At 67.0% G+C, this 26305-nt stretch carries 21 protein-coding genes and 1 pseudogene; 13 read left to right on the forward strand and 9 right to left on the reverse strand.

Annotation, left to right across the window (positions count from 1 at the left end; translation table 11 throughout):
- Together DFLDMN_RS19615 and DFLDMN_RS19620 are read right to left on the reverse strand one after the other, a co-directional pair.
- Window positions 1-648 carry a sigma-70 family RNA polymerase sigma factor gene (locus DFLDMN_RS19615; protein ID WP_423199544.1) on the reverse strand — a complete coding sequence of 216 codons (648 nt, stop codon included), beginning with the start codon at window positions 646-648 and terminating at the stop codon, window positions 1-3.
- Between the two features lie 246 nt (window positions 649-894).
- Window positions 895-1263 carry a BON domain-containing protein gene (locus DFLDMN_RS19620; RefSeq protein WP_423199545.1) on the reverse strand — a complete coding sequence of 123 codons (369 nt, stop codon included), beginning with the start codon at window positions 1261-1263 and terminating at the stop codon, window positions 895-897.
- 379 nt (window positions 1264-1642) lie between these two features.
- Here DFLDMN_RS19620 and DFLDMN_RS19625 point away from each other — a divergent pair, with 379 nt between their 5' ends.
- Window positions 1643-1933 carry a hydroxyquinol 1,2-dioxygenase gene (locus DFLDMN_RS19625; RefSeq protein ID WP_423199546.1) on the forward strand — a complete coding sequence of 97 codons (291 nt, stop codon included), beginning with the start codon at window positions 1643-1645 and terminating at the stop codon, window positions 1931-1933.
- Between the two features lie 27 nt (window positions 1934-1960).
- On the opposite strand, the gene DFLDMN_RS19630 is transcribed toward DFLDMN_RS19625, so the two are convergent.
- Together DFLDMN_RS19630 and DFLDMN_RS19635 are read right to left on the reverse strand one after the other, a co-directional pair.
- Window positions 1961-2743, reverse strand: coding sequence for an aldolase (locus DFLDMN_RS19630; RefSeq protein WP_423199547.1), 783 nt, complete (start codon window positions 2741-2743; stop codon window positions 1961-1963).
- A gap of 60 nt (window positions 2744-2803) precedes the next feature.
- The gene (locus DFLDMN_RS19635; RefSeq protein WP_423199548.1) at window positions 2804-3529 is read right to left on the reverse strand and encodes a haloacid dehalogenase type II; all 726 of its coding nucleotides are present in this window, start codon (window positions 3527-3529) and stop codon (window positions 2804-2806) included.
- A gap of 104 nt (window positions 3530-3633) precedes the next feature.
- On the opposite strand from DFLDMN_RS19635, the gene DFLDMN_RS19640 reads away from it, so the two are divergent.
- The 4 genes from DFLDMN_RS19640 (at window position 3634) to DFLDMN_RS19655 (ending at window position 11148) form a co-directional block, all read left to right on the forward strand.
- Window positions 3634-4488, forward strand: coding sequence for a LysR family transcriptional regulator (locus tag DFLDMN_RS19640; protein WP_423199549.1), 855 nt, complete (start codon window positions 3634-3636; stop codon window positions 4486-4488).
- 838 nt (window positions 4489-5326) lie between these two features.
- Complete coding sequence (locus DFLDMN_RS19645) at window positions 5327-6487, forward strand: efflux RND transporter periplasmic adaptor subunit (protein ID WP_423199550.1); 1161 nt, start codon at window positions 5327-5329, stop codon at window positions 6485-6487.
- A gap of 27 nt (window positions 6488-6514) precedes the next feature.
- The gene (locus DFLDMN_RS19650; RefSeq protein WP_423199551.1) at window positions 6515-9661 is read left to right on the forward strand and encodes an efflux RND transporter permease subunit; all 3147 of its coding nucleotides are present in this window, start codon (window positions 6515-6517) and stop codon (window positions 9659-9661) included.
- Window positions 9658-11148 (forward strand): AdeC/AdeK/OprM family multidrug efflux complex outer membrane factor, encoded by a 1491-nt coding sequence (locus tag DFLDMN_RS19655; protein ID WP_423199552.1) that lies wholly within the window; start codon window positions 9658-9660, stop codon window positions 11146-11148. Before DFLDMN_RS19650 ends, DFLDMN_RS19655 begins: the two co-directional genes overlap by 4 nt.
- Before the next feature lie 591 nt (window positions 11149-11739).
- On the opposite strand, the gene DFLDMN_RS19660 is transcribed toward DFLDMN_RS19655, so the two are convergent.
- The 3 genes from DFLDMN_RS19660 to rocF all read right to left on the reverse strand — a co-directional run bounded on the left by DFLDMN_RS19660 (window position 11740) and on the right by rocF (window position 14971).
- Window positions 11740-12336, reverse strand: a complete 597-nt coding sequence (locus tag DFLDMN_RS19660) for a hypothetical protein (protein ID WP_423199553.1) — start codon at window positions 12334-12336, stop codon at window positions 11740-11742.
- 432 nt (window positions 12337-12768) lie between these two features.
- Window positions 12769-14007 carry an NAD(P)/FAD-dependent oxidoreductase gene (locus DFLDMN_RS19665; protein ID WP_423199554.1) on the reverse strand — a complete coding sequence of 413 codons (1239 nt, stop codon included), beginning with the start codon at window positions 14005-14007 and terminating at the stop codon, window positions 12769-12771.
- 55 nt (window positions 14008-14062) lie between these two features.
- Window positions 14063-14971 (reverse strand): arginase, encoded by a 909-nt coding sequence (gene rocF / locus DFLDMN_RS19670; RefSeq protein ID WP_423199555.1) that lies wholly within the window; start codon window positions 14969-14971, stop codon window positions 14063-14065.
- 124 nt (window positions 14972-15095) lie between these two features.
- On the opposite strand from rocF, the gene DFLDMN_RS19675 reads away from it, so the two are divergent.
- The 8 genes from DFLDMN_RS19675 to DFLDMN_RS19710 are packed head-to-tail and all read left to right on the forward strand — an operon-like array spanning window position 15096 to window position 25619.
- Window positions 15096-16193, forward strand: coding sequence for an HAD family hydrolase (locus tag DFLDMN_RS19675; RefSeq protein WP_423199556.1), 1098 nt, complete (start codon window positions 15096-15098; stop codon window positions 16191-16193).
- On the forward strand, window positions 16190-18874 hold the full coding sequence (locus DFLDMN_RS19680; RefSeq protein WP_423199557.1) for a fused MFS/spermidine synthase: 2685 nt from the start codon (window positions 16190-16192) through the stop codon (window positions 18872-18874). Before DFLDMN_RS19675 ends, DFLDMN_RS19680 begins: the two co-directional genes overlap by 4 nt.
- Complete coding sequence (locus DFLDMN_RS19685; protein WP_423199558.1) at window positions 18871-19848, forward strand: AAA family ATPase; 978 nt, start codon at window positions 18871-18873, stop codon at window positions 19846-19848. Before DFLDMN_RS19680 ends, DFLDMN_RS19685 begins: the two co-directional genes overlap by 4 nt.
- Window positions 19849-19859: 11 nt before the next feature.
- Entirely contained in the window at window positions 19860-20786 is a 927-nt protein-coding gene (locus tag DFLDMN_RS19690) for a DUF58 domain-containing protein (protein WP_423199559.1), read from the forward strand.
- A complete protein-coding gene (locus tag DFLDMN_RS19695; RefSeq protein ID WP_423199560.1) occupies window positions 20783-21439 on the forward strand; it encodes a DUF4381 domain-containing protein in 657 nt (218 codons plus the stop codon). Before DFLDMN_RS19690 ends, DFLDMN_RS19695 begins: the two co-directional genes overlap by 4 nt.
- On the forward strand, window positions 21426-22436 hold the full coding sequence (locus tag DFLDMN_RS19700; RefSeq protein WP_423199561.1) for a vWA domain-containing protein: 1011 nt from the start codon (window positions 21426-21428) through the stop codon (window positions 22434-22436). Before DFLDMN_RS19695 ends, DFLDMN_RS19700 begins: the two co-directional genes overlap by 14 nt.
- Window positions 22433-25396 (forward strand): VWA domain-containing protein, encoded by a 2964-nt coding sequence (locus tag DFLDMN_RS19705; protein WP_423199562.1) that lies wholly within the window; start codon window positions 22433-22435, stop codon window positions 25394-25396. Before DFLDMN_RS19700 ends, DFLDMN_RS19705 begins: the two co-directional genes overlap by 4 nt.
- Window positions 25380-25619 (forward strand): hypothetical protein, encoded by a 240-nt coding sequence (locus DFLDMN_RS19710; protein WP_423199563.1) that lies wholly within the window; start codon window positions 25380-25382, stop codon window positions 25617-25619. Before DFLDMN_RS19705 ends, DFLDMN_RS19710 begins: the two co-directional genes overlap by 17 nt.
- A 45-nt stretch (window positions 25620-25664) precedes the next feature.
- Here DFLDMN_RS19710 and DFLDMN_RS19715 read toward each other — a convergent pair.
- Window positions 25665-25835: pseudogene (locus tag DFLDMN_RS19715) on the reverse strand (TIGR00366 family protein); the annotation flags it as partial.
- The gene (locus DFLDMN_RS19720; protein WP_423199564.1) at window positions 25829-26242 is read right to left on the reverse strand and encodes a cupin domain-containing protein; all 414 of its coding nucleotides are present in this window, start codon (window positions 26240-26242) and stop codon (window positions 25829-25831) included. The gene DFLDMN_RS19720 and the pseudogene DFLDMN_RS19715, both read right to left, overlap by 7 nt.
- Between the last annotated feature and the right edge of the window lie 63 nt (window positions 26243-26305).

A 26305-nucleotide genomic window follows, 5' to 3' on the forward strand; every position in this document is an offset into this window, starting at 1 on the left:
TCACCCACGGTCGTCAGGGGTGTGCGGCGCCGCGTCACGGCCACCGTGGTATTCGCGCGGGCGCGAACGAGCAAAGGCGGCCGACGCCTGGTCGGACAGATGCATCGCACCGAGCGCGGTGCGGGCGTCCTGGAGGATGAAGTTGACCATCGTGGGCGAGATGCCGAGCCGCTCGGCGATGCAACGCTGGGTCTGGTCCCCGAAGTAGTACTGGACCACGGCATCGCGCGTGCGCGGCGGCAGCGCGCGCATGGCATTGCGCAGCCCGCGTTGCTGCTCGCGGTCGATGGCGATGCGGTCGGGCGAGTTGGTATCGAGCGGGACCTCGGTCTCCACGTAATCGGGCGCGAACAGCCGCTTCTCCAGTTGCTGCCGTCGATAACTGTCGAGCGCGACATTGCGCACCACGCGGCAGACGTAGCTCGCCTCGCACAGGCAGCGTTCGTGCGGCAGGGTCTGGCATAACTTGAGATAGGCGTCGTGGACCACGTCCTCGGCCTGCGACGGACAGCCGAGAATGCGCGTGGCCACGCTCAGCAGTCGCCGGCGTTGGGCGATGAAGACGCGTACCATCGCGGCCTGCTTGTCCGTCGCCGCGTCGGTCCGTGCTTCGGTCCGTGCGTCGATCCCTGCGTCGATCCCCGTCATGAGCGCTCCATCGGTATGGTTTCTCAAGAGCGCTCAATCCTAGATTAAATGAGAATAATTCTTATTTAAGACCTTGAGACGGGCAGGGCTACCGCGAGCGATTTTCTACATCAGACATAAACAAGATGAAATGGCGCGACCGCTATCGGTGGCCGGCGCTTGCGTCACGTGCGGTCACGCGAAGGGGCCGCGGCGGCGCCATGGTGGCCCCGGCCGGGGAGGTGGCGACGATGATGACCCGCGCTTCTACTTCGACGCGGTATGCAACTCATCGGATACCGCGGTGACGCCGCGCGTATCCTTGGCCGCTTGCAAAATATTCTCGCGTTGCGCTTCGTCGCGGATCGTTCCTTCCAGTCGCACCACGCCATCGACGGTGTTCACCTTGATGCGATTGATATCCACGCCGGGTACCGCTGCAAGCTTTGCCTGCACGTTGGCGGTGATGGCGCGATCGCTGGTGGCAGCCGTATCGCGCGGTGCCGCGGTGCGTCCTGTGGACGACGGCGTATCGGCGTCGGCACCGGCGGCCATCACCAGTACCGGAGTCGCCGCAATGGCGACGATCAAAGACGTGGCGGTGATCACCACGCCGGGTAGCAGACGGACCTTCATGATGCGTCCCTCCATGTGGTCATATGCCCCTGCCGTGCAGGAAGCATGCCACGCCCAGGCTGCTCTCCAGGCCGGTAACGCGAGGTCAGCAACCAGACATGCGCGAGACATGCGCGAGACATGCGGGCGACATGCGCGAGACGTACGGGCGACCTGATTATCAAATGCCGGTTGCGAGTGCTTAACGGCGCAGACCCCTACTGCAATGCAGCACCGGCGCCTATATTTGGCACCAAGCCACGACGCAATCGTGCCGACAGCACGAAGGCCCCATGCAAGACCGCAGGCGTGGCCAGGGATGTCGAGCCGTATCGAGCCTGGTTGTCCATACAGTCTTCTGCGTATCTGTTTTACGTATCCAATCTTCAGGAGTGATGTCATGAAGTCGACCGTCAAAACCCTGCTGGCCGTGTCGGTGCCATTTGCGCTGACGATGGGCACGCTACCGCAGGCCGCCAACGCCGGCAGTCTCAGCCCGCGCGACGTCTACAGCGATGGTGCGCGCGACGTGCGTGACCCGCGCAATCCGTTTGTCGATGGCGCGCGCGATATTCACCGGCCGCGCAATCCGTTCGTCGACGGCGCACGTGATGTGCGCGAACCGCGCAACCCGTTTGTCGACGGCGCGCGCTTCGAGCAGGCACGCGCCATCCCGTTATACGGCGAGTGAGTGTGTGAGCGCGCGCGCGGGGGGCGCTCAGGCGTCGAATGCCACCCCCTGCGCGCGCAGGCGTCGCATGCCGCTGTCGAGATGCGCGCGTGCGCTTTCCGGGTCGCCCTGCCGCATCTGCTCGTACGTACGCTGGGCGATGTCGGGTGGCACCGGCTTGAGCGCGCGTCCGCTGCTCATCGCCTTGAGCTGGACTTCCGCCGCGCGCTCCAGGTAGTAGAGATCGTCCCACGCTTCGGCGATGGTCGGCCCGACTACCATCACGCCGTGGTTCTTCATGAAGACGATATCGGCCTGGCCCATCGCGTCGGCGATGCGGTCGCCTTCGCTCTCGTCGAGCGCGAGGCCGTTGTAGTGCTCGTCGACCGCGGTACGTCCATAGAACTTGAGCGCGGTCTGGCCCGCCCATGCGAGCGGCGGGCCGTCGAGCAGCGCCAGCGCGGTGGCGTTGGGCATATGCGTGTGGAACGCCGCGCGCACGCGCGGCTGTGCGCGGTGGAGGCGCGCGTGAATATAGAACGCGGTGGCTTCCGGTTTGCCTTCGCCAGCGATCACATGACCGGCGAAATCGCATACCAGCAGGAGCGATGCAGTGATCTCGTCGAAGGCAAAGCCGTAGGGATTCACCAGGAACAGATCGTCGTGCCCCGGCACCACCGCCGAGAAGTGGTTGCAGACGCCTTCCTCGAAACCGTGCTGCGCGGCAAGCCGGAAGCACGCCGCGAGTTCCACGCGCGCTTGCCAGACGGCGTCGGCGTCGAGTCCGGCGCGCGCGGGCGCGTTGCCGCTGGTGGTCAGGGTGTGGGCCACGATGTCATCCTTTCTGTTTGCGTTGTACCGTCGTTACGTTTTGCCTTGGTGCGGGCAGGCTTACCAGCCGAGCGAGTCGAACAGCGTCGGCACCTCGTCGAGGGTGCCGACGATGGCGTCGGGCACGTAGTCGGGCAGCAGCTTGCGGCCGGTGCCGCGGTCGACCCAGACGCAGCGGAAGCCGATATCGCGCGCGGCCGCGTGGTCGAGGTGCGGACTCGCGCAGATATGCACGACCTCGTCCTTCGATACGCCGAGCTGTTCGTGAGCATAGTCGAACAGGCGCCGCGCCGGCTTGTAGGCGCCGGCCTGCTGCGCGGTGATGACGCGATCGATATGACCGCCCAATTGCGCCACGTTGCCGGCGATGATGTCGTCGTCGGTATTCGAGACGATGCAGGTGCGAAAACCCATTGCCTTGAGGCGGCCCAGCGCCGCCACCACTTCCGGAAACGGCGGCATGCGGGAAATGCTCTGCGTCAGCACCTCGATATCGCCGGGCGCGGGCGGCAGGTCGAGTTCCTCCAGGGCCATGCGCAGCCCTTCTCCGGCGACGGTGCGGAAGTTGCGATGCGGCGGCGTCTGTTCCAGCTGGTGTTCGTAGCGGTCGTAGACCTCGATCAGACGCGCCGTCGGCACGCGCTGCGCCTGCTTGCCGCGCAGGATGGTATCGACGGCCTGTTGCAGGCCTTCGTCCCACTGGATCAGCGTGCCGTAACAGTCGAAGGTGAGCCATTGCGGGCGCGCGGTACGGGGCAGGGTGGACAGGCGGGAGGGGGTGGGCATGATGGGCTCCGGGGTTGGATGGGAATGCCCGTAGCGTAGTCAGCTTGGCGTTTATTTGAAAATGAAATTACCATGTGAGGGTAAGTTGATTTTCAAATAACGCCATGTTCGATGACCTCGTACTCCTCAAGACCCTCGTTGCGGTGGTGGACGAGGGCAGCTTCACGCGCGCGGGCGACCGCGTGCACCGTACCCAGTCGACGGTGAGCCAGCAGATCCGCAAGCTCGAGGAGGGGGTGGGGCGGCCGTTGCTGGTGCGCGACCGCTCGGGCACGCACGTCACGGCGACTGCGCATGGCGAACTGCTGGCCCAGTACGCGCGTCGCCTGCTGGCGCTCTCCCAGGAGGCTGCGGACGCGCTGGCCAGCGATGGACGGGTGTCGACCGTGCGGATCGGGGTGCCCGAGGATTTCGATGCGCGCCGCATGTCGGCGATGCTGTCGGGCTTTGTGCGGGAACGGCCCGAGGTGCGACTGGAGACCGTGGCGGGCATGAGCATCGACTTGCGTCAGAAGCTTGCGGCGGGCGAGATCGAGATCGCGCTGGTCAAGCGCGAGCCCGGCAGCGGGCCGAGCCTGGCAACCTGGCCGGAGACCCTGGTGTGGGCTGCCGCGGCCGGGACCGCATGGGACCCTGGCGACGACGACGCGCCAGTGCCGCTGGCGCTGTTTCCGCAGGGCTGCGTCTATCGGCAGCGCGCCATCCGTTGCCTCGACCAGGCGCAGCGGCGCTGGCGGCTGGCGTTCGGCAGCCAGAGCCTGACCGGTATCCAGGCAGCGGTGTCGTCCGGGCTCGGCGTGTCGGTCCTGCCCACCACGGCGTTGCTGCCGGACCATCGCGTGTGCCAGGATTTTCCCGCGCTGGCCCCGACCGAGCTGGCCCTGGTGGCAGGCGAAATCGCGCTGACGGCGGGGCAGCGGGCGCTTGTCGACTTCCTGCGCGAGAATGTCCCCGCGTGAAAACACCATGTTTCCCTCGCGGGATTCTTGCGGAATATCGCACGGCGCATGCCAGAAAACCGTCATTATCGGACGCCAAACGCAACGTTTGCGGGTTTCGACACCGCTTTCGGGCCCTCGCCCAAGTATTTCACTTCATTACACGATAAAGCGGCTTATCCGGATTCTTCTGCAAGCTGGTAGGATGGCGTGCGGCATACATGCACGGCTGAAGGTTTAACTTCGGGCGTGACATCGAATGCCGTCGCGTCGCAGGGACAATGACCATGGGCGAGCAGCGGTGCCGGTCGATCTTTCGGAGGGGGAAGGTCGGCAATACGGGCCCCGCATCGCACGTTCCTCATCGGGCAGCCATTGAGGTCGGGTCCTGCGTGGCATACATTTGCCGTTGGCGTCTGCCGCCGGCAACCGGCGGCCGGCCATGGCCGCGTGCCCGGCGCGGTCTGCGAGACGATGCCCACACCAGATCGGTGCACGGCCTCGCGCATGGAACGGTAATACGAACAAGCCATGATCCAAGCCAATTTTTCGGATAAAGACGGGCGCCGCCCGCGGGGAGAAGTCCAGGCCAGTGCACTGGCGAAAGCAGGGGTAATGGCCAGGCACTGCTGATATTCCAACGATCCCAACGGTAATCGACCGGTCATGGGCATGGCAGTTGCTTGCGTGCTGCTGCCATGCCCCTGACCGGCTGTTCATCAAGCGATGGCCAATCCTGCCGCCCTCCCGCGCCTGCGGACCCGGCAGGCTGGCCACCCGCCTGGCACTCGCGCCAGGCTCCCTGTCTGATTCACCCGATCATCCTGATTGATCCTGTTTCATCCTCGAGGAAATCGCTATGCAACCAATGCGCGCCACGCGTGCTTTGATTCCGGGCATGCTGGGCATTGCCGTCGTGATGCTTGCCGCCTGTGGCGGTGAAAAGAAGCCGCCCGCCCCCCAGACGCCCGAGGTAAAGGTCGTGACGCTCCAGCCGGAGTCGGTCACGCTCGAAACCCTTCTGCCAGGCCGTACCAATCCGTATCGCATCGCCGAGGTGCGGCCGCAGGTGAACGGCATCATCCTCAAGCGCCTGTTCACCGAGGGCAGCGACGTCAAGCAGGGGCAGCAGCTGTACCAGATCGACCCTTCGACGTATGAGGCCACCTACAAGAACGCCGCCGCCACGCTGGCCTCGTCGCGCCTGCTGGCGGAGCGCTATGGCCGCCTGGTGGGCGACGAAGCGGTGAGCAAGCAGCAATATGACGAAGCCAAGGCGGCGTACCAGCAGGCCGAGGCGGCGGTGGACCAGGCGCGGATCAACCTGCGCTATACCAAGGTGCTGTCGCCGATTTCAGGCCGCATCGGGCGCTCGCTGGTGACCGAAGGCGCGCTGGTGACCAATGGTCAGAGCAACGCGCTGGCCACCGTGCAGCAGCTGGACCCGATCTACGTGGACGTGACGCAGCCGTCGACCTCGCTGCTGCGCCTGCGCCGCGAACTGCAGAATGGCCAGCTCGAGTCGGCCGGTGCCAACGCCGCCAAGGCGAGCCTGGTGCTCGAGGACGGTACGGTCTACCCGCAGACCGGCCGTCTGGAATTCTCCGAGGTGTCGGTGGACCAGGGCACCGGCTCGGTGACGCTGCGCGCGGTGTTTCCGAACCCGCGCCATGACCTGTTGCCGGGCATGTTCGTGCATGCACGCCTGCAGGAAGGCGTGCGCAACGACGCGATTCTGGCGCCGCAGCGTGGGGTGACGCGCGACCTCAAGGGCAATGCGACCGCCCTGGTGGTCAATGCCAAGGATGAAGTCGAACTGCGCCAGCTGAAGACCGACCGCACCATCGGCGACCGCTGGCTGGTCACCGATGGCCTCAAGGCGGGTGACCGCGTGATCGTCGAGGGCCTGCAGTTCGTGCGCCCGGGCGTCAAGGTCAAGGCGGTGGCCGACACCGCGCCCGCCGCGCCGGGGGGTGCCTCCGCGCCGGCGGCGGCTTCCGCGCCGGCGGCCAAGTCCTGAGCGGGACGGCAAGCATAAGGATTCGCCATGTCTAATTTCTTTATCGAGCGCCCGATCTTCGCGTGGGTGATCGCGCTCGTCATCATGCTGGCCGGGGTGCTCGCCATCCGCTCGCTGCCGGTGAACCAGTACCCCGCGATCGCGCCGCCCACGATCGCGATCTCCGTGACCTACCCCGGTGCCTCGGCGCAGACCGTGCAGGATACGGTGGTGCAGGTGATCGAGCAGCAGCTGAACGGCCTGGACGGCCTGCGCTACATCTTCTCGGAATCGAACTCCGACGGCAGCATGACCATCACCGTCACGTTCGAGCAGGGGACCAACCCCGACATCGCGCAGGTGCAGGTGCAGAACAAGCTGCAGCTCGCCACGCCGCTGCTGCCGCAGGAAGTCCAGCAGCAGGGTATCCGCGTGACCAAGTCGGTGCGTAACTTCCTGCTGATCGTGGGCCTGGTCTCCACGGACAAGAGCATTACCCGGGAAGACCTGTCGAACTACATCGTGTCGAACCTCCAGGACCCGCTGTCGCGGACCTCGGGCGTGGGCGACTTCCAGGTGTTCGGCTCGCAGTACGCCATGCGCGTGTGGCTCGATCCGGCGCGCCTCAACAGCTATCAGCTGACGCCGCTCGATGTGAGCAACGCCGTGCGCGCGCAGAACGTGCAGGTGGCGTCCGGCCAGATCGGCGGCCTGCCGGCGGTGCGGGGCCAGCAGCTCAACGCGACCATCATCGGCAAGACCCGGCTGCAGACCGCCGAGCAGTTCGGCGACATCCTGCTCAAGGTCAATCCCGACGGCTCGCAGGTGCGCCTGCGCGACGTGGCCGAGGTGGGTCTGGGCGGCCAGGACTACACCATCAATGCGCAGTACAACGGCGCGCCGGCTTCCGGTATCGCCATCCGTCTGGCCACCGGCGCCAACGCGCTGAATACGGTCAAGGCGATTCGCCAGACGTTGGGGCAGCTCGAGCCGTTCTTTCCGCCGGGCATGAAGATCGTGTTCCCGTACGACACCACGCCGGTGATCGCGGACTCGATCCACGAGGTGGTGAAGACCCTGCTGGAAGCCATCGTGCTGGTGTTCCTGGTGATGTACCTGTTCCTGCAGAACTTCCGCGCCACGCTGATCCCGACGATCGCGGTGCCGGTGGTGCTGCTGGGTACCTTCGGCGTGCTGGCCGCGTTCGGCTACTCGATCAACACCCTGACCATGTTCGGGATGGTGCTCGCCATCGGCCTGCTGGTGGACGATGCGATCGTGGTGGTGGAGAACGTCGAGCGGGTGATGGCCGAGGATGGGCTACCGCCGAAGGAGGCCGCCCGAAAATCGATGGGGCAGATCCAGGGCGCGCTGGTGGGGATTGCGCTGGTGCTGTCCGCGGTGTTCCTGCCGATGGCGTTCTTTGGCGGGTCCACCGGCGTGATCTACCGGCAGTTCTCGATCACGATCGTGGCCTCGATGGTGCTGTCGGTGCTGGTGGCGCTGATCCTGACGCCCGCGCTGTGCGCGACCATGCTCAAGCCGATCGAGAAGGGCGACCACGGCGAGCACAAGAAGGGCTTCTTCGGCTGGTTCAACCGTGGCTTTATCGCGTCCACGCAGAAGTATGAGCGCGGCGTGTCGGGCATCCTCAAGCGGCGGGCGCCGTTCCTGATCGCGTATATCGCCATCGTCGCGGTCATGGCCTTCCTGTTTACCAAGATCCCGACCTCGTTCCTGCCGGAGGAAGACCAGGGCGTGCTCTACGCGCAGGTGCAGACGCCGCCGGGCTCGACCGCCGAACGGACGCAGAAGGTGCTGGACCAGATGCGCGAGTACCTGCTGAATGACGAGGGCAAGGTGGTGGAGTCGCTGTTCACCGTGAACGGCTTCAACTTTGCCGGCCGCGGCCAGAGCTCGGGTCTTGCGTTCATTCTGCTCAAGCCGTTCAAGGAGCGCGAGGGCGACGCCACCAGCGTGTTCGACCTCACCAAGCGCGCCCAGGCCAAGTTCAGCACGTTCCGCGATTCGCTCGCGTTCGCCTTTGCGCCGCCTGCGGTGCAGGAGCTTGGCAACGCGACCGGCTTCGACTTCTATATCCAGGATCAGGCCGGCGTGGGCCACGACGCGCTCATGGCTGCGCGCAACAAGTTCCTGCAGCTGGCGGCGCAGAATCCGGCGCTGCAGCGCGTGCGGCCCAACGGCCTCAACGACGAGCCGCAGTACCTGCTCGATATCGACGACGAAAAGGCCCGCGCGCTCGGCATTTCGCTGTCGGATATCAACAGCACGGTGTCGATCGCATGGGGCTCCAGCTATGTGAACGACTTTATCGACCGGGGCCGCGTGAAGCGGGTGTATCTGCAGGGTCGTCCGAATGCGCGCATGTCGCCCGAGGATCTGACCAAGTGGTTCATCCGCAATGGGAATGGCGACATGGTGCCGTTCTCGGCGTTTGCGACCGGCCACTGGGGCTATGGTTCGCCCAAGCTGCAGCGCTATAACGGCGTGCCGGCGGTGGAAGTGCTGGGTGAACCGGCCGCGGGCCGCAGTACCGGCGAGGCAATGGAAGCGGTGGCCGAGATCATGAAGCAGATGCCGCCGGGTATCGGCTATTCGTGGACGGGTCTCTCGTACGAGGAACGGTTGTCCGGCTCGCAGGCGCCCGCGCTGTATGCGCTCTCGCTGCTGGTGGTGTTCCTGTGCCTGGCCGCGCTGTACGAAAGCTGGTCGATTCCGTTCTCGGTGATGCTGGTGGTGCCGCTCGGTGTGGTGGGCGCGCTGATTGCCACGCTGCTGCGCGGACTGTCGAACGATGTGTTCTTCCAGGTGGGTCTGCTCACCACGGTGGGGCTATCGGCGAAGAACGCGATCCTGATCGTGGAATTCGCCAAGGAACTGCACGAGCAGGGCAAGGGCGTGGTGGAGGCCGCGATCGAGGCCTGCCGCATGCGTCTGCGGCCGATCATCATGACCTCGCTGGCGTTCATGCTCGGTGTGTTCCCGCTGGCCGTATCGACCGGTGCGGGTTCCGGCAGCCAGCACGCCATCGGTACCGGCGTGATTGGTGGCATGGTCACCGCGACCGTACTGGCGATCTTCTGGGTGCCGCTGTTCTTCGTCGCGGTCACCTCGCTGTTCAAGGGCAGGAAGCCCAAGGATGACACCTCCCTCGAGAAGGGAGCCCTCTCATGAGAAAAACCATCGTTAGCCTTGCGGCCGGTGCCTTGCTGGCCGGTTGCAGCCTGATCCCGACCTTCGAGCGACCGGCCGCGCCGGTGGATGGCGCCTATCCGCAGGGCGACGCCTACCCGGCGGCGGATGTCGCCAACGGGCCGGGGCCGTCAGCCGCCGAGCTCGGCTGGCAGGATTACTTTGCCGATCCGCGCCTGCGCCGGCTGATCGAAATCGCGCTGCAGAACAACCGCGACCTGCGCATTGCCGTGCTGAACATGGAGTCGTTCCGCGCGCAGTACCGTATCCAGCGCGCGGACCTGTTCCCGGAAGTCGATGTCACCGGCCAGGGCACGCGCCAGCGTGTGCCGGCCGATCTCAGCACCACCGGGCAGCGCGTCATCAGCCGCCAGTACGGCGTGTCGCTGGGCACCACGGCATGGGAGATCGACCTGTTCGGCCGCCTGCGCAGCCTGAGCGAGTCGGCGCTGGAGACGTACTTCCAGAGCGAGGAAGCGCGCCGCAGCACGCATATCGCACTGGTTGCCAATGTCGCCAATGCCTATCTGACGCTGCGCGCGGACCAGGCGCAGCTGGAGCTCTCGCGCCAGACGCTGGAGAACTACGAGCGCAGCTTCAACCTGACGCGCCGCAGCTACCAGGAAGGTGTGGCGTCGCGCCTGGACCTGCGCCAGTCGGAAACCAGCGTGGAGAACCAGCGCGCGCTGCTGGCGCAGTTCACGCGGCTCGTGGCGCAGGACGTCAATGCGCTGACGCTGCTGCTCGGCGCCGGCGTGCCGGCGGACCTGCCGGAGGCGTTGCCGCTCGACGACAGGCTGGTGGCCGAGGTGCCGGTCGGGCTGCCGTCCGACCTGCTGCAGAACCGGCCCGATATCCTGGCCGCCGAACACGCGCTGCGGGCGGCCAACGCCAATATCGGTGCGGCCCGTGCCGCGTTCTTCCCGAGCATCAGCCTGACCGCCGCGGCCGGCACCGCCAGCCGCCAGCTCTCGGGGTTGTTCGATGCGGGTACGGGGACGTGGCTGTTCCAGCCGCAGATCAACCTGCCGATCTTCACGGCGGGCAGCCTGCGTGCGAGCCTGGACTTTGCCAAGATCCAGAAGGACATCAATGTGGCGCAGTACGAGCGGTCGATCCAGACCGCCTTCCGCGAAGTGTCCGACGGTCTTGCCGCGCGCGGCACGTTCACGGACCAGCTGCAGGCGCAGACCCGACTGGTGGCCGCGAGCCAGGACTATTACAAGCTGGCGGACAGCCGTTACCGCACGGGCGTCGACAGCTACCTGACAGTGCTCGACGCGCAGCGCCAGTTGTACACGGCGCAGCAGCAGCTGATCACCAGTCGCCTGAACCAGCTGACCAGCGAGGTCAACCTGTACAAGGCCCTCGGTGGCGGGTGGAACGAGACCACGCAGGTGTCGTCAGGCAAGGCGGGTACGCCTGGTACGCCGGTCGCCCCGGCGCCGGCCACGGTTCCGGCGTCCTGAGCGCAAGCCGGCGAGCCGAAGGAAGAGCGGGCCTTGGGCCCGCTCTTTTTTTGTGGTCAAGCGCCGATTGGCGGAGAAGGGCCTGGATCTTCAGGGGAGAAGTCGTGGCCATCGCGGGGTGGATCTCCTCGTGTCAGCGCCCGCGCCTTACCGTAACGCTCGCTTGCCAGAGGGCTTAACGATCAGTGTGGCGTAGCGGCGGCCTGGTAGCAGCGTGATGCTGGGCACGAGCAATGATGACAACCTGCATCAAGCCGTTGGAAATCCTGTGCTGGACGATTGTTTTTATTCCCCCCAAGCTCAAGGGATCCACGACCTGCTTCAGCGCCAGTTGGGGACGTCATCGCCTTTTTTTCCGGTGATCCGGAGCCACCAATTCACCATCTCAATGACTTCATGGCCGGCAAAACCCGTGAGGGCTAAGGCGGCGTCCTAATGGCCTGATATCCGCATGGCCAACATGGCAACCGGCTTGCCTCACGACCTCTTCTACGTCAATTCGGAGAAAACGGATTTGTGCTTGCCTCGTAGCGCAATAGGGCTTTGGAAAGGCTAGGGGCCTTGTCACGAAGGTATGGTGCGTCCCTGCTATTACCGCTTATCGCGCCGCAGATCACCTTTGAACAAAATCAATGGCGAATCCCCTTCCTGATCTCCACCTCGGATCTGGGCGACCGAGCGCCAACGTAGCTTGCCACTACCAACTGTGGCGGTACCAACATTGGCACCGCCGTTCCGACCACTGACAACCACCAGCACCGCAACACCCTTGTTGACTACGCCATGGACGGTGCCCCAACCACCTTCATTTAATCGGCCACAATACACGGCCGAGAAATCGTGGCTGCCAATGATCTGGTTGCCACGTTGCACGAGATCAAAGGAGGCGCTGCCGCAATCCAAACCGTCCTTCTGTTCCTGTGGCTTACGCAGATCAATGAACCACGAACCGGTGAAGGGCTCGTCTCCTCTTAGTGACTCCGGCTGAGCGGCGGCAGTCTCTTCGCCCTTGCCATACGCCGCATCCATGCACCGAGCCATGAATTCCTTGCGCACGATGCCATTCAGGCTGCCAACTCTCGCCGCCGCGCCGCAACTCTGCATGGCATCCGGCTCGGGGCCACCCGCATAGGCGTAAGCGCTTGACAGCGTCATCATGGCACCAAGGAGAGCGATTGGTTTCTTCATCCGGAGCAGCATGTGGTGTGAGAAAACTCGATTAGATCATCGCCGCTCTGCGCTTCAACCATGACGGCATATAGCCGCGACTCGACCGTTTAGGGCATGGTAACGGCCAAGCGACGTAACGCACGCCATCCCGGCATGCGAACTCGCGTATCGGAATGCTGGAAATCTAACAGATTGATTAGCAGCTCTGTTAAATGGTAAGCGGGGTGTCAGCCGGCTGCGACACGGAACCGGTAACGGAAGAGGGCGACGAGATGTGCCGAATCGAGTTTCTCACGATCGGTGGAACGTCCGCTTTTGAGAGTTCCAACGACCGCAACGGGTCGCTCTGCGCCACCCAACCACCCCGCGGATCGGCGTAGACCTTTTCAGGGTTCCGGTCGGCTTGTTTCGTGTCCCCTTGTTTTCCATCACCGCGATGCACACTCGCCGTCAGTCGCTCGCCCCATACGCCGGCGGTCGCTGCACCACGGGTGCGCCGGCCTGCAGGATGTCGTCGGCGTTGGCGGACCTGGGCGGGTAGATGCGCTCGTGGTTGATGGTGCGCTTGGTTTGCTTGGCGACCTCGCCTTGCGCGACGAGGTGGCGGTCCCATCCCTCCGTGTACACGGCGCCCCAGGGGCCGAGATCGAGAATCGTCGTGTACCAGTCGATCCGCAAGGCGAGCATTGGCGAGCCGAGCAGCGCGGCTGCCGCGTTGTGGCCGGCAAAGCGGCCCATCGGGCGGGCGTGCTGGCAGGACATGACCGACGCATGGCTGCCATCGATCAGTGCGTGGGCCGCATCGCCCGCCGCGAACACATTCGGCAGGCCATTGACACGCATGAAACTGTCGACAGGCAGCCGTCCGAGCGGGTCGAGTGTCACCGGCAGCGAAGCGTTGAGCGGATGCGCGCGCATGCCGCCGCACCATACCACCGTCGCCGCCGGCAGGCGTGAGCCATCGGCCCATGTCACGCCGGTGGCGTCGATGGCGGCGAGCGCGACATTCGGCAGGGTCTCGACGCCGAGCTCGTGGCAGGCCCGTGCGATCACGGGGATGGCGCCGCCCATTGCGGCGCCGATACATGCATTGCGGTCCGCGAGGATGGTCCGGCAGGTCAGGGCGCCGGCCGCACCCTGCGCCCGGCTTGCCGCCTCGCGCAGGCGCTCCGGCAGTTCGAGTGCGAGCTCGATACCCGTTAGTCCAGCACCTAGCACCACGGCGGTAAAACGTTCTGGCGCCGGGGGCATTGCCGCCAATCCCTGGATATGCGCCTGCAGCCGACGGGCGCCTTCGTAGGTATCGATATCGAAGGCGTGCGCCGCGAGGCCCGGGATGGGCGGACGTGTCAGCTGGCTGCCGGTGGCGACGATAAGCCGGGCATACGGTAGCGTGGCAGTCCGTTGGTCCTGCCGCACCGCGACCGTCTGCGCCGCCACGTCGATCGCCACGACTTCGCCCTTCACATGCCTGACGCCGATCGGTGCCAGGACTTCGGCATAGGGCACCAGCGTGCTGGCCAGGTCCGCTTCATAGTTGCGGACGCGCACGCGATGATGGGGTTCGGGGTCGATCAGCAATACTTCTGCGCGGTCTTGCCCGATGCCGGCTTCACGAAGCTTGCGGGCGGCACCGATCGCGCTCCACAGGCCGCCAAATCCGCCGCCGACCACAATGATGCTGTCCATGCGAGTCTCCGTTTGATCGTGACACCGGCCGCCGCGAGCGCGCGCCCGGATCTGTTCAACGCAACAACGTCGACTTGCCGAACAGGCTCTCCAGCAGTTCCACCACGAGCTCCGCGGTCTGGTTGCGGATATCTCGCGCCGGGTTCAGCTCCAGCACATCGAGCGAGCCCAGCGCACCCGTGTCCGCGATCATTTCCAGCGCGAGGTGGGTCTCGCGGTAGGTCGGGCCGCCACGCACCGGAGTGCCGACGCCGGGCGCGATCTGGCAATCGAGGAAGTCGACGTCGAAGCTCACGTGCAGATGGGTGTTGCCATCGAGTCCGGCGAGCGCCTGGCGCATGGTTTCGCGCATGCCATTCTCGTCGATATAGCGCATGTCGAACACGGGCAGGCCGAGCTCGCGCAGGCGCTGCTTTTCCTCGGGATCCACGCTACGAATGCCGATTTGCCGGATGTCGTGCGCGGCCATGGCGGGGCGGGCGCCGGACAGCGTGGTGAGTGGCTCCGGGCCATCGCCGCACAGGCATGCGACCGGCATGCCGTGGATATTGCCGGTGGGACTGGTGCTGCCCGTGTTGGCATCGGCGTGGGCGTCGAGCCATAGCACCATGAGCTGCTTGCCGGTCTCGCGACAATGGCGTGCGGCGGCGCTGATCGAGCCGATGGCAAGGCAATGGTCGCCGCCCATCAGCACCGGCATGCGGCCATTGGCAAGAATTTCATAGGCAGCCTGGAAGACGCTGGTGTTCCAGGCCACCACTTCCTCCAGATGGCGCAGGCCGTCGATGGGGCCCTGGCCCGGATTGGCCGGGCCGGCCAGATTGCCCAGATCGGTAACCTGCAGGCCGTCGCGCGCGAGCGTGCCGACGATATCCGCCACGCGTAACGCCTCCGGGCCCATCGACGTGCCGCGAATGCTGGCGCCAACATCTGTCGGCGCGCCTATCAGGTGCAGGGATTTCATAGAAGCTCCTATCTGACGGGGTATCCCAATCCATTTAAGGCACTGGAGCGAAAAGAGTAAATTCCGTTGCCTCAGGTGATCTGCAATGATGGTCCGCCATGCAAGCGCCATCGACGTTTTCACCATGACTGCATTCTTTTCAAATCCGCTGCCGCGTGCGCGTGCATGGGCCCTGGCGGGCGCCATGGCATTGGCCGCCACGCTCGCCGGCGTGGCCGGCTGTGCGCAGCCCGAGCGCGAGCATGCGACTGCCATGCCGCCGGCGGCCGGCGCGCCGACCGCCAGGACGCCGGCCGCCACCCCGGCGCTGCCATCATGGCGCGATACCGCCGCCCGGCGCGCGATCGAGGCGTTTGTCGCGGACGTGACGCGCCCAGGCTCGCCTCGCTATGTACCGCCCGCCGCGCGGGTGGCGGTCTTTGACAATGACGGCACGCTGTGGAGCGAGCAGCCGGTCTATTTCCAGTACTTCTATCTGATCGATCGCGTCCGGGCCGTCGCGCCGCAACATCCCGAATGGCGTGGCAATCCAGCTTTCAAGGCATTGATGGCGAATGACCTGGCCGGGGCCATGGCCCATCAGCGCGACCTGTTGGCGCTGATCGCCACCGCCAACAGCGGCATGACGGTCGACGAATACGATGCCATGATCCGTGCATGGCTCGGCCGCGCGCGGCATCCAAAACTCAACCGTCCCTACACGGAGCTGGTCTATCAGCCGCAGGTCGAGTTGCTGGCGTATCTGCGGGCGCATGGCTTCAAGACCTATATCGTGTCCGGTGGCACCATCGATTTCATGCGGCCGTGGAGCGAACAGGCCTATGGCGTGCCACCCGAGCAGGTGATCGGCTCGAGCCAGGTGGTGCGTTACGAGATGCGCGACGGCAAGGGCGTACTCGTGCGCGAACCTAAGCTCGACACGATCAACGACGGGCCGGTCAAGCCGGTCGGCATCTATCGTCATATCGGACAGCGGCCGATCCTTGCCGTCGGCAACTCCGATGGCGATCTGCAGATGCTGGAATACACGGCCACCGGCGACGGGCCGCACCTGGCACTGCTGGTGCATCACGACGATGCCGAACGCGAGTTTGCCTATGACCGGCAATCGAAGATCGGCAAGCTCGACCAGGCACTCGATGCGGCCACCTCGCGTGGCTGGACCGTGATCAGCATGAAGCAGGACTGGGCCGCGATCTATCCGCCCGCCGCCACGCCATGAAGCCGGTCGGAAAGCGGCGCGTGGGACTGGTGCGGGCGGATGGGTTGCGCACGCAAGCCGGCCCGGCGGCGCGCGCGCGTGCCGCGTCGCTGCGTCGGATGGCCACCCACGGTGCGCTGCCGGCGCACGCCGCCGCGCTGCTGTTTGTCTCAGGCATGGCCGGGCTCGTGTATCAGATGCTGTGGATCAAACAACTGAGCCTCGTCGTCGGCGTGGAAGTGCATGCCGTGACCACGGCGGTGAGTGCGTTCTTTGGCGGCCTTGCACTGGGCGGATGGTGGGGCGGCCGATGGGCCGACGCCCAGGCGCGGCCCCTGCGTTGCTATGCCGGGCTGGAAGTCGCGATTGCCGCGCTGGCGGTGATATCGACACTGCTGTTGCCGCACGCGGCGGCGCCGTTCGCCTGGCTTGAGGACCGCGTCGGCGTGCTGGCGTGGGGGGTGCCGTTTGTGCTGGTGGGTGTGCCGGCGGTGGCGATGGGCGGTACGTTGCCGGTTTTGATGCGCATCGCGGCCCGCCATGGCGACCCCGTCGGTCGCGGCGGCGGGCAACTCTACGCGGCCAATACGGCCGGCGCGATCGCCGGCACGCTGCTGGTCAGCTTTGTGCTGATACCGTCGTTCGGCATCCAGGCAAGCGCATGGGTGGCAGCAGGACTGAACGGTTGTGCCGCGGTGGTGGCCTTTGTGCTCGATCGTCGCGCGGCGCCGATGGCCGCCGCGGACGATGCCGCTACGCCAGCGAGGGGGGATGTCGGTGCGTTGCCGGCGCGCGAGCAAGACGCGCGCGATGGACCGCAACGGTGGCGCGCGCTCGGGCTGTATGCGGTGGCAGGCGGCATTGCGCTGGGCTACGAAGTGGTCTGGTCGCAGGCGATCGCGCCGTTCATCAGCACGCGAGCCTTTGCATTTGCGATCGTGCTGGCCACGTATCTGACGGGGTTGGCACTCGGTAGCGCGATCGCCGCGCGACATGCCGATCGCGCGCGCGATCCGTCGGGTGCGTTTGCGCTGCTGATCGCGCTGGCAGGGCTCACCGCGCTGGTCGAACTGGCATGGCTCGGACCGTGGCTGCTGCGTGCGCAGGGTGTGGCCGCCGGCACGGTGCTCGCGCTGACCGATAGCACCATGGCGTCGATGAGCACACGCTTTGCCATCGCTGCGTTGTGCGTGGTGTTTGTGCCCACCCTGCTGCTTGGCGCGGCCTTTCCGTTTGTGCTGCGTCTGGCGGTGGCGGGTCCACGGGTCGCGACCGGGGTCGGGCGGGTCATCGCGCTCAATACCGTCGGCGGTATTGCCGGCAGCATGCTGGCGGGCTTTGTGCTCGTGCCCTGGCTCGGCGTTGTGCACGCGTTGGGCGCACTGGCGCTGGCGGCATGCGTGGTGGCACTGACCGCGCTCACGCTGGGGCAGGGTGTGCGCACGCGGACGCGCTGGGCGGTCGCGATCGCCACGGTGGCGACGCTGGTCACGGTGGCATGGGTTCCGGCCGACCGGCTGGCGACCGCGCTGGCGCAAGCCCGTGGCGGGCGGCTCGTGTTCTACGACGAGGGCCGTGGTGGCACCGTCGCGGTGATGGAGCAAGGGGCGCGGCAGCAGGGTGCCCGGGACCAGCGCTTCCGCCGGCTCTATATCCAGGGAGTGAGCAATTCGGGCGATGCGATGACTTCGCTGCGCTATATGCGACTGCAGGCGTTGTTGCCGTTGCTGGTGCATCGGGGCACGCCGCACAGCGTCCTGGTGATCGGCCTCGGTACCGGGATTACGGCTGGCGCTACCTTGGCTTATCCGGGGCTCGACCGTCGCGTGGTGGCGGAATTGCTGCCCGCGGTGACGCGGGCCGCGCCGATGTTCACGGGCAACTTCGGCGTGGTGGATGACCGTCGCGTGGAGATTCGCGTGCGCGACGGACGTCGCGAACTGCTGCGCAGCGCCGAGCGCTACGACCTGATCACGCTGGAACCGCCACCGCCCTCGGCCGCGGGCGTGGTCAATCTCTACAGTACGGATTTCTATCGGATCGCGGCGGCGCGTCTGGCGCGGGACGGCATCGTGGCGCAATGGTTGCCGTTGCCGACGCAGAACGACGCCGACACGCGCGCACTCGTGCGCAGCTTTCTCGAGGTCTATCCGTATGCGTCGCTCTGGTCCACGGAACTGCACGAGATGCTGCTGGTGGGATCGCCGTCGCCGCTGGAGCTCGACGCCGGCCGCATCGCGGCGCGCATGGCCGAGCCGGCAGTGGCAGACGCGCTCGGCGAAGTGGGCGTGCGCAGCCCGGCCGCTTTGCTCGCCACCTGGGTTACCGACCGCGCGGGTCTGCTGCGCTATGCGGGCGACGCCCCGGCCGTGACCGACGACCGGCCGCGCATCGAGTATGCATCGTGGGTGCGCCGCGGCGGATTCGCCCGCACGCTGGAGACCCTACTGGCGCTGCAAACGGAACCACCGCTGGTGCATGCCGATGCGTCGACGCAAGCGGCGATCGCGGCGGAGCGGGCGGTGTTGCACCGGTTCTATCTGGCGGGCCTGGCGGCGTACCGCGGCGACCGCGCGACGTGGGCCCGCCATCTGGACAGCGTGCTGCGGATCGATGGCGGCAACCCCTACTATGGCTGGTTCGTCGGCGGGGGGCGCCCACGCGGTGGCGCAGCGGGCCGTACGCATGGAGAGCGGCCATGAGCGCGCGCGACGCGGTACTGCAACTGCGCCAGCACATGGGCACCTCGATCATCGGGCAGCAGCATATGATCGATTGCCTGCTGCTGGGGCTCCTGGCCGATGGCCACCTGCTGGTGGAGGGTTTGCCCGGACTGGCCAAGACCCGTGCGATCAAGAGCCTGGCGCGGTATCTCGATGCGGGTCTGTCGCGTATCCAGTTCACGCCGGATCTGTTGCCCGCCGATATCACTGGCTCCGAGATCTATGTCAGTGAAGAAGGGCAGGGCCAGTTCCGCTTTCAGCCCGGGCCGATCTTTGCCAACCTCGTGCTGGCCGACGAGGTCAACCGTTCGCCGGCCAAGGTGCAGGCGGCCCTGCTGGAGGCGATGGAAGAGCGGCAGGTGACGGTCGGCAAGGCCACGCACCGGCTGGAGCCGCTGTTCCTGGTCATGGCGACGCAGAATCCGATCGAGCAGGAGGGCACGTATCCGCTGCCGGAGGCGCAGATGGACCGCTTTCTGATGCACGTCAGCGTGGGTTACCCCGATGCCGGCGCGGAGGCGGAGATCGTGCGCATGGCACGCGACGAGGAGGCGGCAGCCGTCGGCGCGGCGGATGCGCCTGCCTCGGCCCGGCTGGCGCCCGAGGCCATCTTTGCCGCACGCCGGGAAGTGCATGGCGTGCATGTGAGCGATGCCGTGGCGCGGTATATCGTGGCGCTGGTGCAGGCCACGCGTGCGCCCGAGGCGTTCGACGAGGCGTTGGGCAAATGGATTCAGGTCGGCGTGAGTCCGCGCGGATCGATCGGGCTGGACCGGGTGTCGCGCGCGTATGCGTGGCTGCAGGGGCGTGACTATGTGACGCCCGATGACGTGCAGGCGGTGGTGCACGAGGTGTTCCGGCACCGCCTGATGCTGTCGTACGAGGCGCATGCGGGCGGCGTTCGCGCCGATACGGTGATCGACCGCCTGGTACAACGCGTGGCGGTGGGCTGAGACGGCCGGCCATGCAAGGGGTCAGTGTCGATGCCGCCGAACTCGCGGCACTGGAGCGCGCGGCCTGCGGTTTTCATTTTCTGCCGCGCCAGCCCGTGCAAAGCGTGCTGGCGGGACGGCATGCCTCGCATGTGCGCGGGCGGGGTCTGAGCTTCGAGGAGGTCAGGCCCTATCTGTCTGGCGACGATATTCGCAGTATGGACTGGCGCGTGACGGCGCGTACCGGCAAGCCATTCGTGCGGGTCTATGCCGAGGAGAAGGATCGGCCCGTGCTGGTACTGGTCGACCAGCGCATCAATATGTTCTTTGGCAGTCGCCGTGCGATGAAGTCGGTGTGCGCCGCGCAGGCGGCGGCGCTGGTGGCGTGGCGGGCGTTGTCCGAGGGCGATCGCGTCGGTGGCATGGTGTTTGGCGACGAGATGTTCTGGGAGCAGGCCCCACGCCGCAGCCGGCCGGCGGTGCAGCATCTGCTGGGCGAGGTGGCGCGCATGAATGCCGCGTTGCACGCGGATGCGCCGGCAGGCGAGGGCGGCGCGCAACTCAATCGCGCGCTGGAACGGGCGCAGCGGCTGGCGACGCATGACTTCCTCGTGGTGGTGGTCAGCGACTTCGATGGGTACGATGCCCGCACCCGCGAACTGATGCTCGGCATGCGGGCGCGCAACGATGTGCTGACGATGCTGGTGCATGACCCCTTTCTCGACCGCCTGCCGGGCTCGGGCCAGCTGGTCGTTAGCGATGGTGTGTTGCAGGTGGAACTCGGGCTGGGACGCGAGGCGATACGGCGCGCCATCGCCGGGTTTGTCGATGCGCGCAGCCGGGAGCTGCTGGCGTGGCATCGCGGTATCGGCGTGCCGCTGCTGCCATTGTCGGCGGCGGAGGACGTGCCGTTGCAGTTGCGCAGGCTGCTCGGGCAACCACTGCGAGGTGGGCGATGAGCGCGCGCGGAGCGGGTAGCGGGGATGCGGATGTTGCCGGCAACCTTGGTGGCAACGGCCATGGCCCTGTCGATGGCAATGTCCGCCTCAGCGTCGCACCGGAACAGCTGGTCGACGTGGTGATGGTGCCGCCACCATCGTGGGCGCCGCAGACGATCGGCTGGCCGATCCTGGCTGGTGTGCTGGCGGTGGTGGGGCTGGTACTTGCATGGCGCTGGTGGCGCCGCTGGTGTGCCAATCGCTACCGGCGCGAGGCGCTCGCGGAACTGGCAGACCTGCGGCAACAGCTGGCCGACGACGCGCGGCGTGCCGAGGCATTGGCGGGTATGGCCGCTTTGCTCAAGCGCGTGGCGCTCGCGGCGTGGCCGCGGACCGCCGTAGCCGGCCTCAGTGGCACGGCATGGGCGAGCTTTCTCGTTGCTCATGGGGCGCCGCGCGCGGATGTGGCGCGGTTGACGGCGCTGGTCGACGATGCCGAGTATCGCGCCGGGCTGTCGAGCTGGCCAGCCCAGGCAACCAGCGCGGGCAAGGGCGACAAGGGCGACAAGGGCGACAAGGGCGACAAGGGCGACAAGGGCGACAAGGGCGACATGGCGCACGCCGTGGCCGAGGCGTGCCGTCAATGGATTCGTGATCATCGTGTACGCGTTTGAGTATCCGTGGCTCCTGGTCCTGCTGCCGGTGCCGGTGTTGCTCTGGTGGCTGCTGCCGCCCTATCGCGAGGAACGTCCGTCGGTGCGACTGCCGTTCTTTGGCGAAGTGGCCAGCGCGGCCGGCTTGCGGCCCGCGCGCGGGGCGGCGGTGCCGCGTGCCAACTGGGCGCGGCGGGTGCTGGCGCCGCTCGCCTGGCTGCTGGTGGTGACGGCGCTGGCACGCCCACAGTACGTGGAACCGCCGGTGACGCGCGTGCAACCGGCGCGCGATCTGCTGCTCGCGCTCGATCTGTCGCAGTCGATGGATACGCGCGATTTCAACGGCCCATCGGGTCTGCCGGTGGCGCGCGTGCAGGCGGTCCGGCAGGTAGTGAGCGCGTTTGTCGCGCAGCGCGCCGGTGATCGCATCGGGCTGATCGTGTTTGGCGACGCGGCCTACCCGCTGGTGCCATTTACGCTCGATCACGCCCTCGTGCAGACCATGCTCGCCACCATGCTGCCCGGCATGGCGGGGCCCAGCACCGCGCTGGGCGATGCGCTCGGCCTCGGCATCAAGCTGTTCGACGAGAGCCATGCGCGGGACAAGGTGATGATCGTGCTGACCGACGGTAACGATACCGCGAGCCGTATGCCACCCAGGCGCGCCGCCGATATCGCGCGGCAACGCGGCTTTACCGTGCATACGGTCGGCATCGGCGACCCTGCCGCGACGGGCGAGAACAAGGTGGATCTGGAAACGCTGCGCAGCATCGCCGCGGACACCGGTGGCCGCTATTTCTACGGCGCGAACCAGGACGAACTGGCGCAGATCTACGCCACCATCGATCGGGTACTGCCTCACGACGAGACCAGCGCGGCATGGCGCCCGCGTCGTGAACTGTTCATGTGGCCACTGGGGGCGGCCGTGCTCATCGTGCTCGCCTATCAGACGACGATGGCGATGGTGACGCGCTGGCGGCGGGCGACGGCGCGGCGCGGGCAGGAGACGGCGGCATGAACGCGCTCGCGGACTTTCACTTCCTGCGGCCGGCATGGCTGCTGGTCATCGTTGTCGCGTGGCTGCTGTTATGGGCCGTGCGGCGACGCGACGACGTCGGCCGGCGCTGGGGCGACGTCATCGCGCCGCATCTGCTTGCCGCGCTGACGGTGGGCGCGCGCCGCGGGCGCGTGGTCATGCGGCCGATCCATGGCATGGCGGCCTTGCTGGTGCTGGCCGCGCTTGCGCTGGCGGGGCCGACGTGGGAGCGCGAGCAGCCGCCGTTCGTGGAAGACCGCGCGCCGCTGGCGATGGCGTTCGACCTGTCGCCGTCGATGGATGCCAGCGACATTTCGCCGACCCGCCTGGAGCGCGCCAAGCTCAAGGCGCGCGCGCTGCTGGCGCGGCGCGACGGTGCGCGTACGGCGCTGTACGCCTACGGTGGCTCGACGCATCTCGTATTGCCGCTCACCGACGATACACGCCTGTTGCAGACCTTTATCGACGCCTTGCAGACGCGCATCATGCCGGTGCCGGGCAAGGACAGCGCGCTGGCGTTGCGCACGATCGATGCGGCATTGGCGCGGGAGCCGGTGCCAGGCACCATCGTCTTCCTCACCGATGGCGTGGAGCCGGGCGCGGCCGCGGCATTTCGTGCGCAGGCGCGCGGTGGACGCAGTCTGCCGGTGATTCTGGCGATTGGCGACGACCACCTCGACGGCTTGCGCCGGTTGCGCGACGAAGGCGTCCCGGTGGCGACGTTTACCGCGGACGGCGATGCCGATGTGGCATGGGTGCAGCACCATGTGCAGGCGCATCTGGAGCGCCAGCACGCGGCCACGCTCGCGAGCTGGCGCGACATGGGATGGTGGCTCACGATACCGATTGCGCTGGTGTCGATGTTCTGGTTTCGCAAGGGGTGGACGGTGCGATGGATGGCGGGCTTGCTGCTTGCGCTGATGTTGCCGATGGGGTGGACGCCGGGCGCGCGCGTGCACGCGCAGATAGTGGCGCCGGCCGTCGCCGGGGCTGCCGATAGCGCCGGCGATACGGACGCCGGTCGTGCCGCTGATGCCGCTGCTGCCGCTGATACCCCGGCTGGCATGCCGACGGCCGTCGCGCTGTGGCAGCGCTTTGTCGACCTGTGGCTGACGCGCGATCAGCAGGGGCGGTGGGCCTACGAGCAGGCGGACTACGCGCGCGCGGCCACGCTGTTCGAGGATCCGATGTGGCGCGGCCTGGCGCAATATCGTGCGGGCCACTTCGAGGATGCGGCGCGCAGCTTTGCGCGCCTCGATACGGCCGAGAGCGAATTCAACCAGGGCGATGCGTGGTTTCGCGCGGGCCGGTACGAGGACGCGATCACGCATTTCGGCAAGGCGCTGGCGCTGCGGCCGCAGTGGCCGGCGGCCAGTGCGAACCTCAGGCTGGCGCGCTCGCTGCTCCGCCGGCCCGATACGCCTGATACGCCGCCAGCGGACGAGGAGCCGCCCGACCTCAAGCCCGACCAGATCGAGATCGACAAGGACAAACCGCAACCGGAAGACGGCAAGCAGACCCAGATGGGATTGGTGCGGAGCGCCGAGGTGTGGATGCGGACCATCCAGACCTCGCCGACGGCATTGCTGGAGCGGCGCTTTGCACTGGAGCGGCAAGCGCCCGCGCCCGCGCAACCGGAGGAAGGGGCGCCAGCCGCGCCACCCGCGCCACCCGCGCCACCCGTGCAAACGATCCCGGGCGCTGCCCATGGTGTTGCGCCTGCGAGTTGGCGCAGCAGCTCCGGACTGCTGGCGTATCGTATTATCCGCGCCAGCGCTTCGACCAGCCCTTCAGTTGGCGCTTCGGTCGGCGCTTCGGTTGGCGCACCGGCCAGCGCACCAGCGAGCGCACCGGCCAGCACGGATGCCAGGCCCTTCGCGCGCGTCACCGTCGATGCGCAGTCGCCCATTCGCGCCGGTCAGCAGATCGCGGTACGGGTCACGCTGCTGACGCCGAATTTCTTCCTGTCGGCACCGGTCTTCCCGGCGCTACAGATGCCGGGCGCACTGGTCACCATGCCCGACGAGCGCGGCATCAACACCACCGAGACCATCGACGGCACCTCCTACGCGGGCATCCAGAAGACGTATCGCTTTGTTGCACAGCAGGCGGGCGAGTACACCTGGCCGCAAGCGGAGATCCAGTTCACCTACGCTGGCGACGACGGCAGGCCCCAGGCGGGGCGCATCGTGCTGCCGCCCACACCCATCCGCGTCAGCGCAGGTGCGGCCGGGGCGTTGCCGGTGGCGCGGCTGTCGATCGTCCAGACCTTCGACCGCCCTGTCGCCGGCACGCATTTCCATGCCGGCGACGCGCTGGTGCGGACGCTTACCACTTCGGCCATCGGCACCCAGGCCATGCTGATAGCGCCGCCACGGCTCGACTCGCCGCGGGGGCGAGGGTGTTCCGTGCCGACCCGGTCCTGGCCGATACCGCCGATGGGGGGACCTCGTGGGTCGCCGCGTCGACAGGCTGACCTATGTCCTGGAGCAGACCGGCAACGTGACATTGCCCGCGGTGACCGTCGAGTCGTTCGATCCGCAGACCGGCAAGACGGTGCGCTCGACGGCGCCGGCAGTGACCTTGCGGGTGGTCGCGGCGCGGCGCGGCGCGGATCTCGCGCCGCGTGTGTGGGCGGGCGACTTCAGCACCGGCATCGTGCTGCTGTGGATGGGGGGAACCGCATTGGCGGGCGCGCTGGCATGGCAGGCAGGGCGGCGCTTGCGGCCGCGTTGGCGGCGCTGGTGGACGCGCTGGTGGACGCGCTGGTGGACGGCTCACGCGGCACGCGCGCGGCGGCGCCATGCCACCGCCACGTTGCGCACCGCGCTCGACGACGCCTGTCGCCGGCACGATGCCGTGGCCGCCGATGCCGCGCTGGCGGCGTGGACGCGCCAAGCCTGGGGATGCAGCGCGAGTGCGTGGGTGGCTGCCACCGGTGACGCGGCGCTGATGGCGGCCGGCGACGGCTTGCGTCGCCACCTGTACGCGCGCGGCGCCGGCGGCCCCTGGGATGGGACCGTGCTCGCGCAAGGGGTCGCGCGACATGCCGCCGACGCGCGCCGGCGCCGGGGCAGAAAGCGCACGCTGCCGCCGCTCAATCCCGAGTATGGCGTTGGCGACGCCACCCCCACGGTGTCGGCAAGGTTGTCGGCTGAGCGTTAGCCGGCGCGACTGACGCGCGCGTGATCGCGCCGGCCAGGCGCGGCGCTACGGCATGACCGGCGGATGATAGGGCAGGGTCAGCGCAAACGCCCACAGCATGATCAGCACCAGCGGCGCATGGACCAGCAGCTGCGTGAAGGTAAAGCCCACCACGTCCTTGGCGCGGATGCCGAGTACGGCGAGCAGCGGCGGCATCCAGAACGGATTGATCAGGCGAGTTGCTGATCGAGCGAGCGCGTGCGCGCGGTCTGCACGTCGCCGGTATGCAGCGTGGTGACGGGCTCCATCAGCACGATCCAGCATTCCTGGTCGGCCACGGGGTTGTGGCGCACGCCACGCGGCACCACGTGGATCGAGCCGGCCGGCAACACCACTTCCTTGCCGCCTTCGTACTGGATGCGCAACTGGCCGCGTACCACATGGAACAGTTCGTCCTCGCCGGCATGGTCGTGCCAGACGAATTCGCCCAGCAGCCTGGCCACCTTGATATAGCTGTCGTTGACGCGCGCCACCACCTTCGGCGACCAGTACTCTGTCAGCGCGGCAAAGGCAGCTTGCAGGTCGACGACGCCGCCGAACGGAAACTGCGGGACGTCGTGCGGGGCTTGGGAGGTGGGGGGCATGTCGGATTCCTGGGTCGGTCGCGGTGCGCTGCGTGGAAGCCGCAATGTAGGCGTATCGTTCAT

Origin of the sequence: Cupriavidus sp. H19C3, assembly GCF_049393815.1 — a bacterium.
Taxonomy (GTDB): domain Bacteria; phylum Pseudomonadota; class Gammaproteobacteria; order Burkholderiales; family Burkholderiaceae; genus Cupriavidus.

Bases quoted from the DNA above. Each gene is read 5' to 3' on its own strand.
- DFLDMN_RS19655 (WP_423199552.1), top strand. From the start codon at position 9,658: ATGAGAAAAACCATCGTTAGCCTTGCGGCCGGTGCCTTGCTGGCCGGT.
- rocF (WP_423199555.1), bottom strand. From the start codon at position 14,971: ATGAAATCCCTGCACCTGATAGGCGCGCCGACAGATGTTGGCGCCAGC.
- DFLDMN_RS19680 (WP_423199557.1), top strand. From the start codon at position 16,190: ATGAAGCCGGTCGGAAAGCGGCGCGTGGGACTGGTGCGGGCGGATGGG.
- DFLDMN_RS19675 (WP_423199556.1), top strand. From the start codon at position 15,096: ATGACTGCATTCTTTTCAAATCCGCTGCCGCGTGCGCGTGCATGGGCC.
- DFLDMN_RS19650 (WP_423199551.1), top strand. From the start codon at position 6,515: ATGTCTAATTTCTTTATCGAGCGCCCGATCTTCGCGTGGGTGATCGCG.
- DFLDMN_RS19625 (WP_423199546.1), top strand. From the start codon at position 1,643: ATGAAGTCGACCGTCAAAACCCTGCTGGCCGTGTCGGTGCCATTTGCG.
- DFLDMN_RS19665 (WP_423199554.1), bottom strand. From the start codon at position 14,007: ATGGACAGCATCATTGTGGTCGGCGGCGGATTTGGCGGCCTGTGGAGC.
- DFLDMN_RS19635 (WP_423199548.1), bottom strand. From the start codon at position 3,529: ATGCCCACCCCCTCCCGCCTGTCCACCCTGCCCCGTACCGCGCGCCCG.
- DFLDMN_RS19705 (WP_423199562.1), top strand. From the start codon at position 22,433: ATGAACGCGCTCGCGGACTTTCACTTCCTGCGGCCGGCATGGCTGCTG.
- DFLDMN_RS19720 (WP_423199564.1), bottom strand. From the start codon at position 26,242: ATGCCCCCCACCTCCCAAGCCCCGCACGACGTCCCGCAGTTTCCGTTC.
- DFLDMN_RS19615 (WP_423199544.1), bottom strand. From the start codon at position 648: ATGACGGGGATCGACGCAGGGATCGACGCACGGACCGAAGCACGGACC.
- DFLDMN_RS19620 (WP_423199545.1), bottom strand. From the start codon at position 1,263: ATGAAGGTCCGTCTGCTACCCGGCGTGGTGATCACCGCCACGTCTTTG.
- DFLDMN_RS19695 (WP_423199560.1), top strand. From the start codon at position 20,783: ATGAGCGCGCGCGGAGCGGGTAGCGGGGATGCGGATGTTGCCGGCAAC.
- DFLDMN_RS19645 (WP_423199550.1), top strand. From the start codon at position 5,327: ATGCAACCAATGCGCGCCACGCGTGCTTTGATTCCGGGCATGCTGGGC.
- DFLDMN_RS19685 (WP_423199558.1), top strand. From the start codon at position 18,871: ATGAGCGCGCGCGACGCGGTACTGCAACTGCGCCAGCACATGGGCACC.
- DFLDMN_RS19660 (WP_423199553.1), bottom strand. From the start codon at position 12,336: ATGAAGAAACCAATCGCTCTCCTTGGTGCCATGATGACGCTGTCAAGC.
- DFLDMN_RS19690 (WP_423199559.1), top strand. From the start codon at position 19,860: ATGCAAGGGGTCAGTGTCGATGCCGCCGAACTCGCGGCACTGGAGCGC.
- DFLDMN_RS19640 (WP_423199549.1), top strand. From the start codon at position 3,634: ATGTTCGATGACCTCGTACTCCTCAAGACCCTCGTTGCGGTGGTGGAC.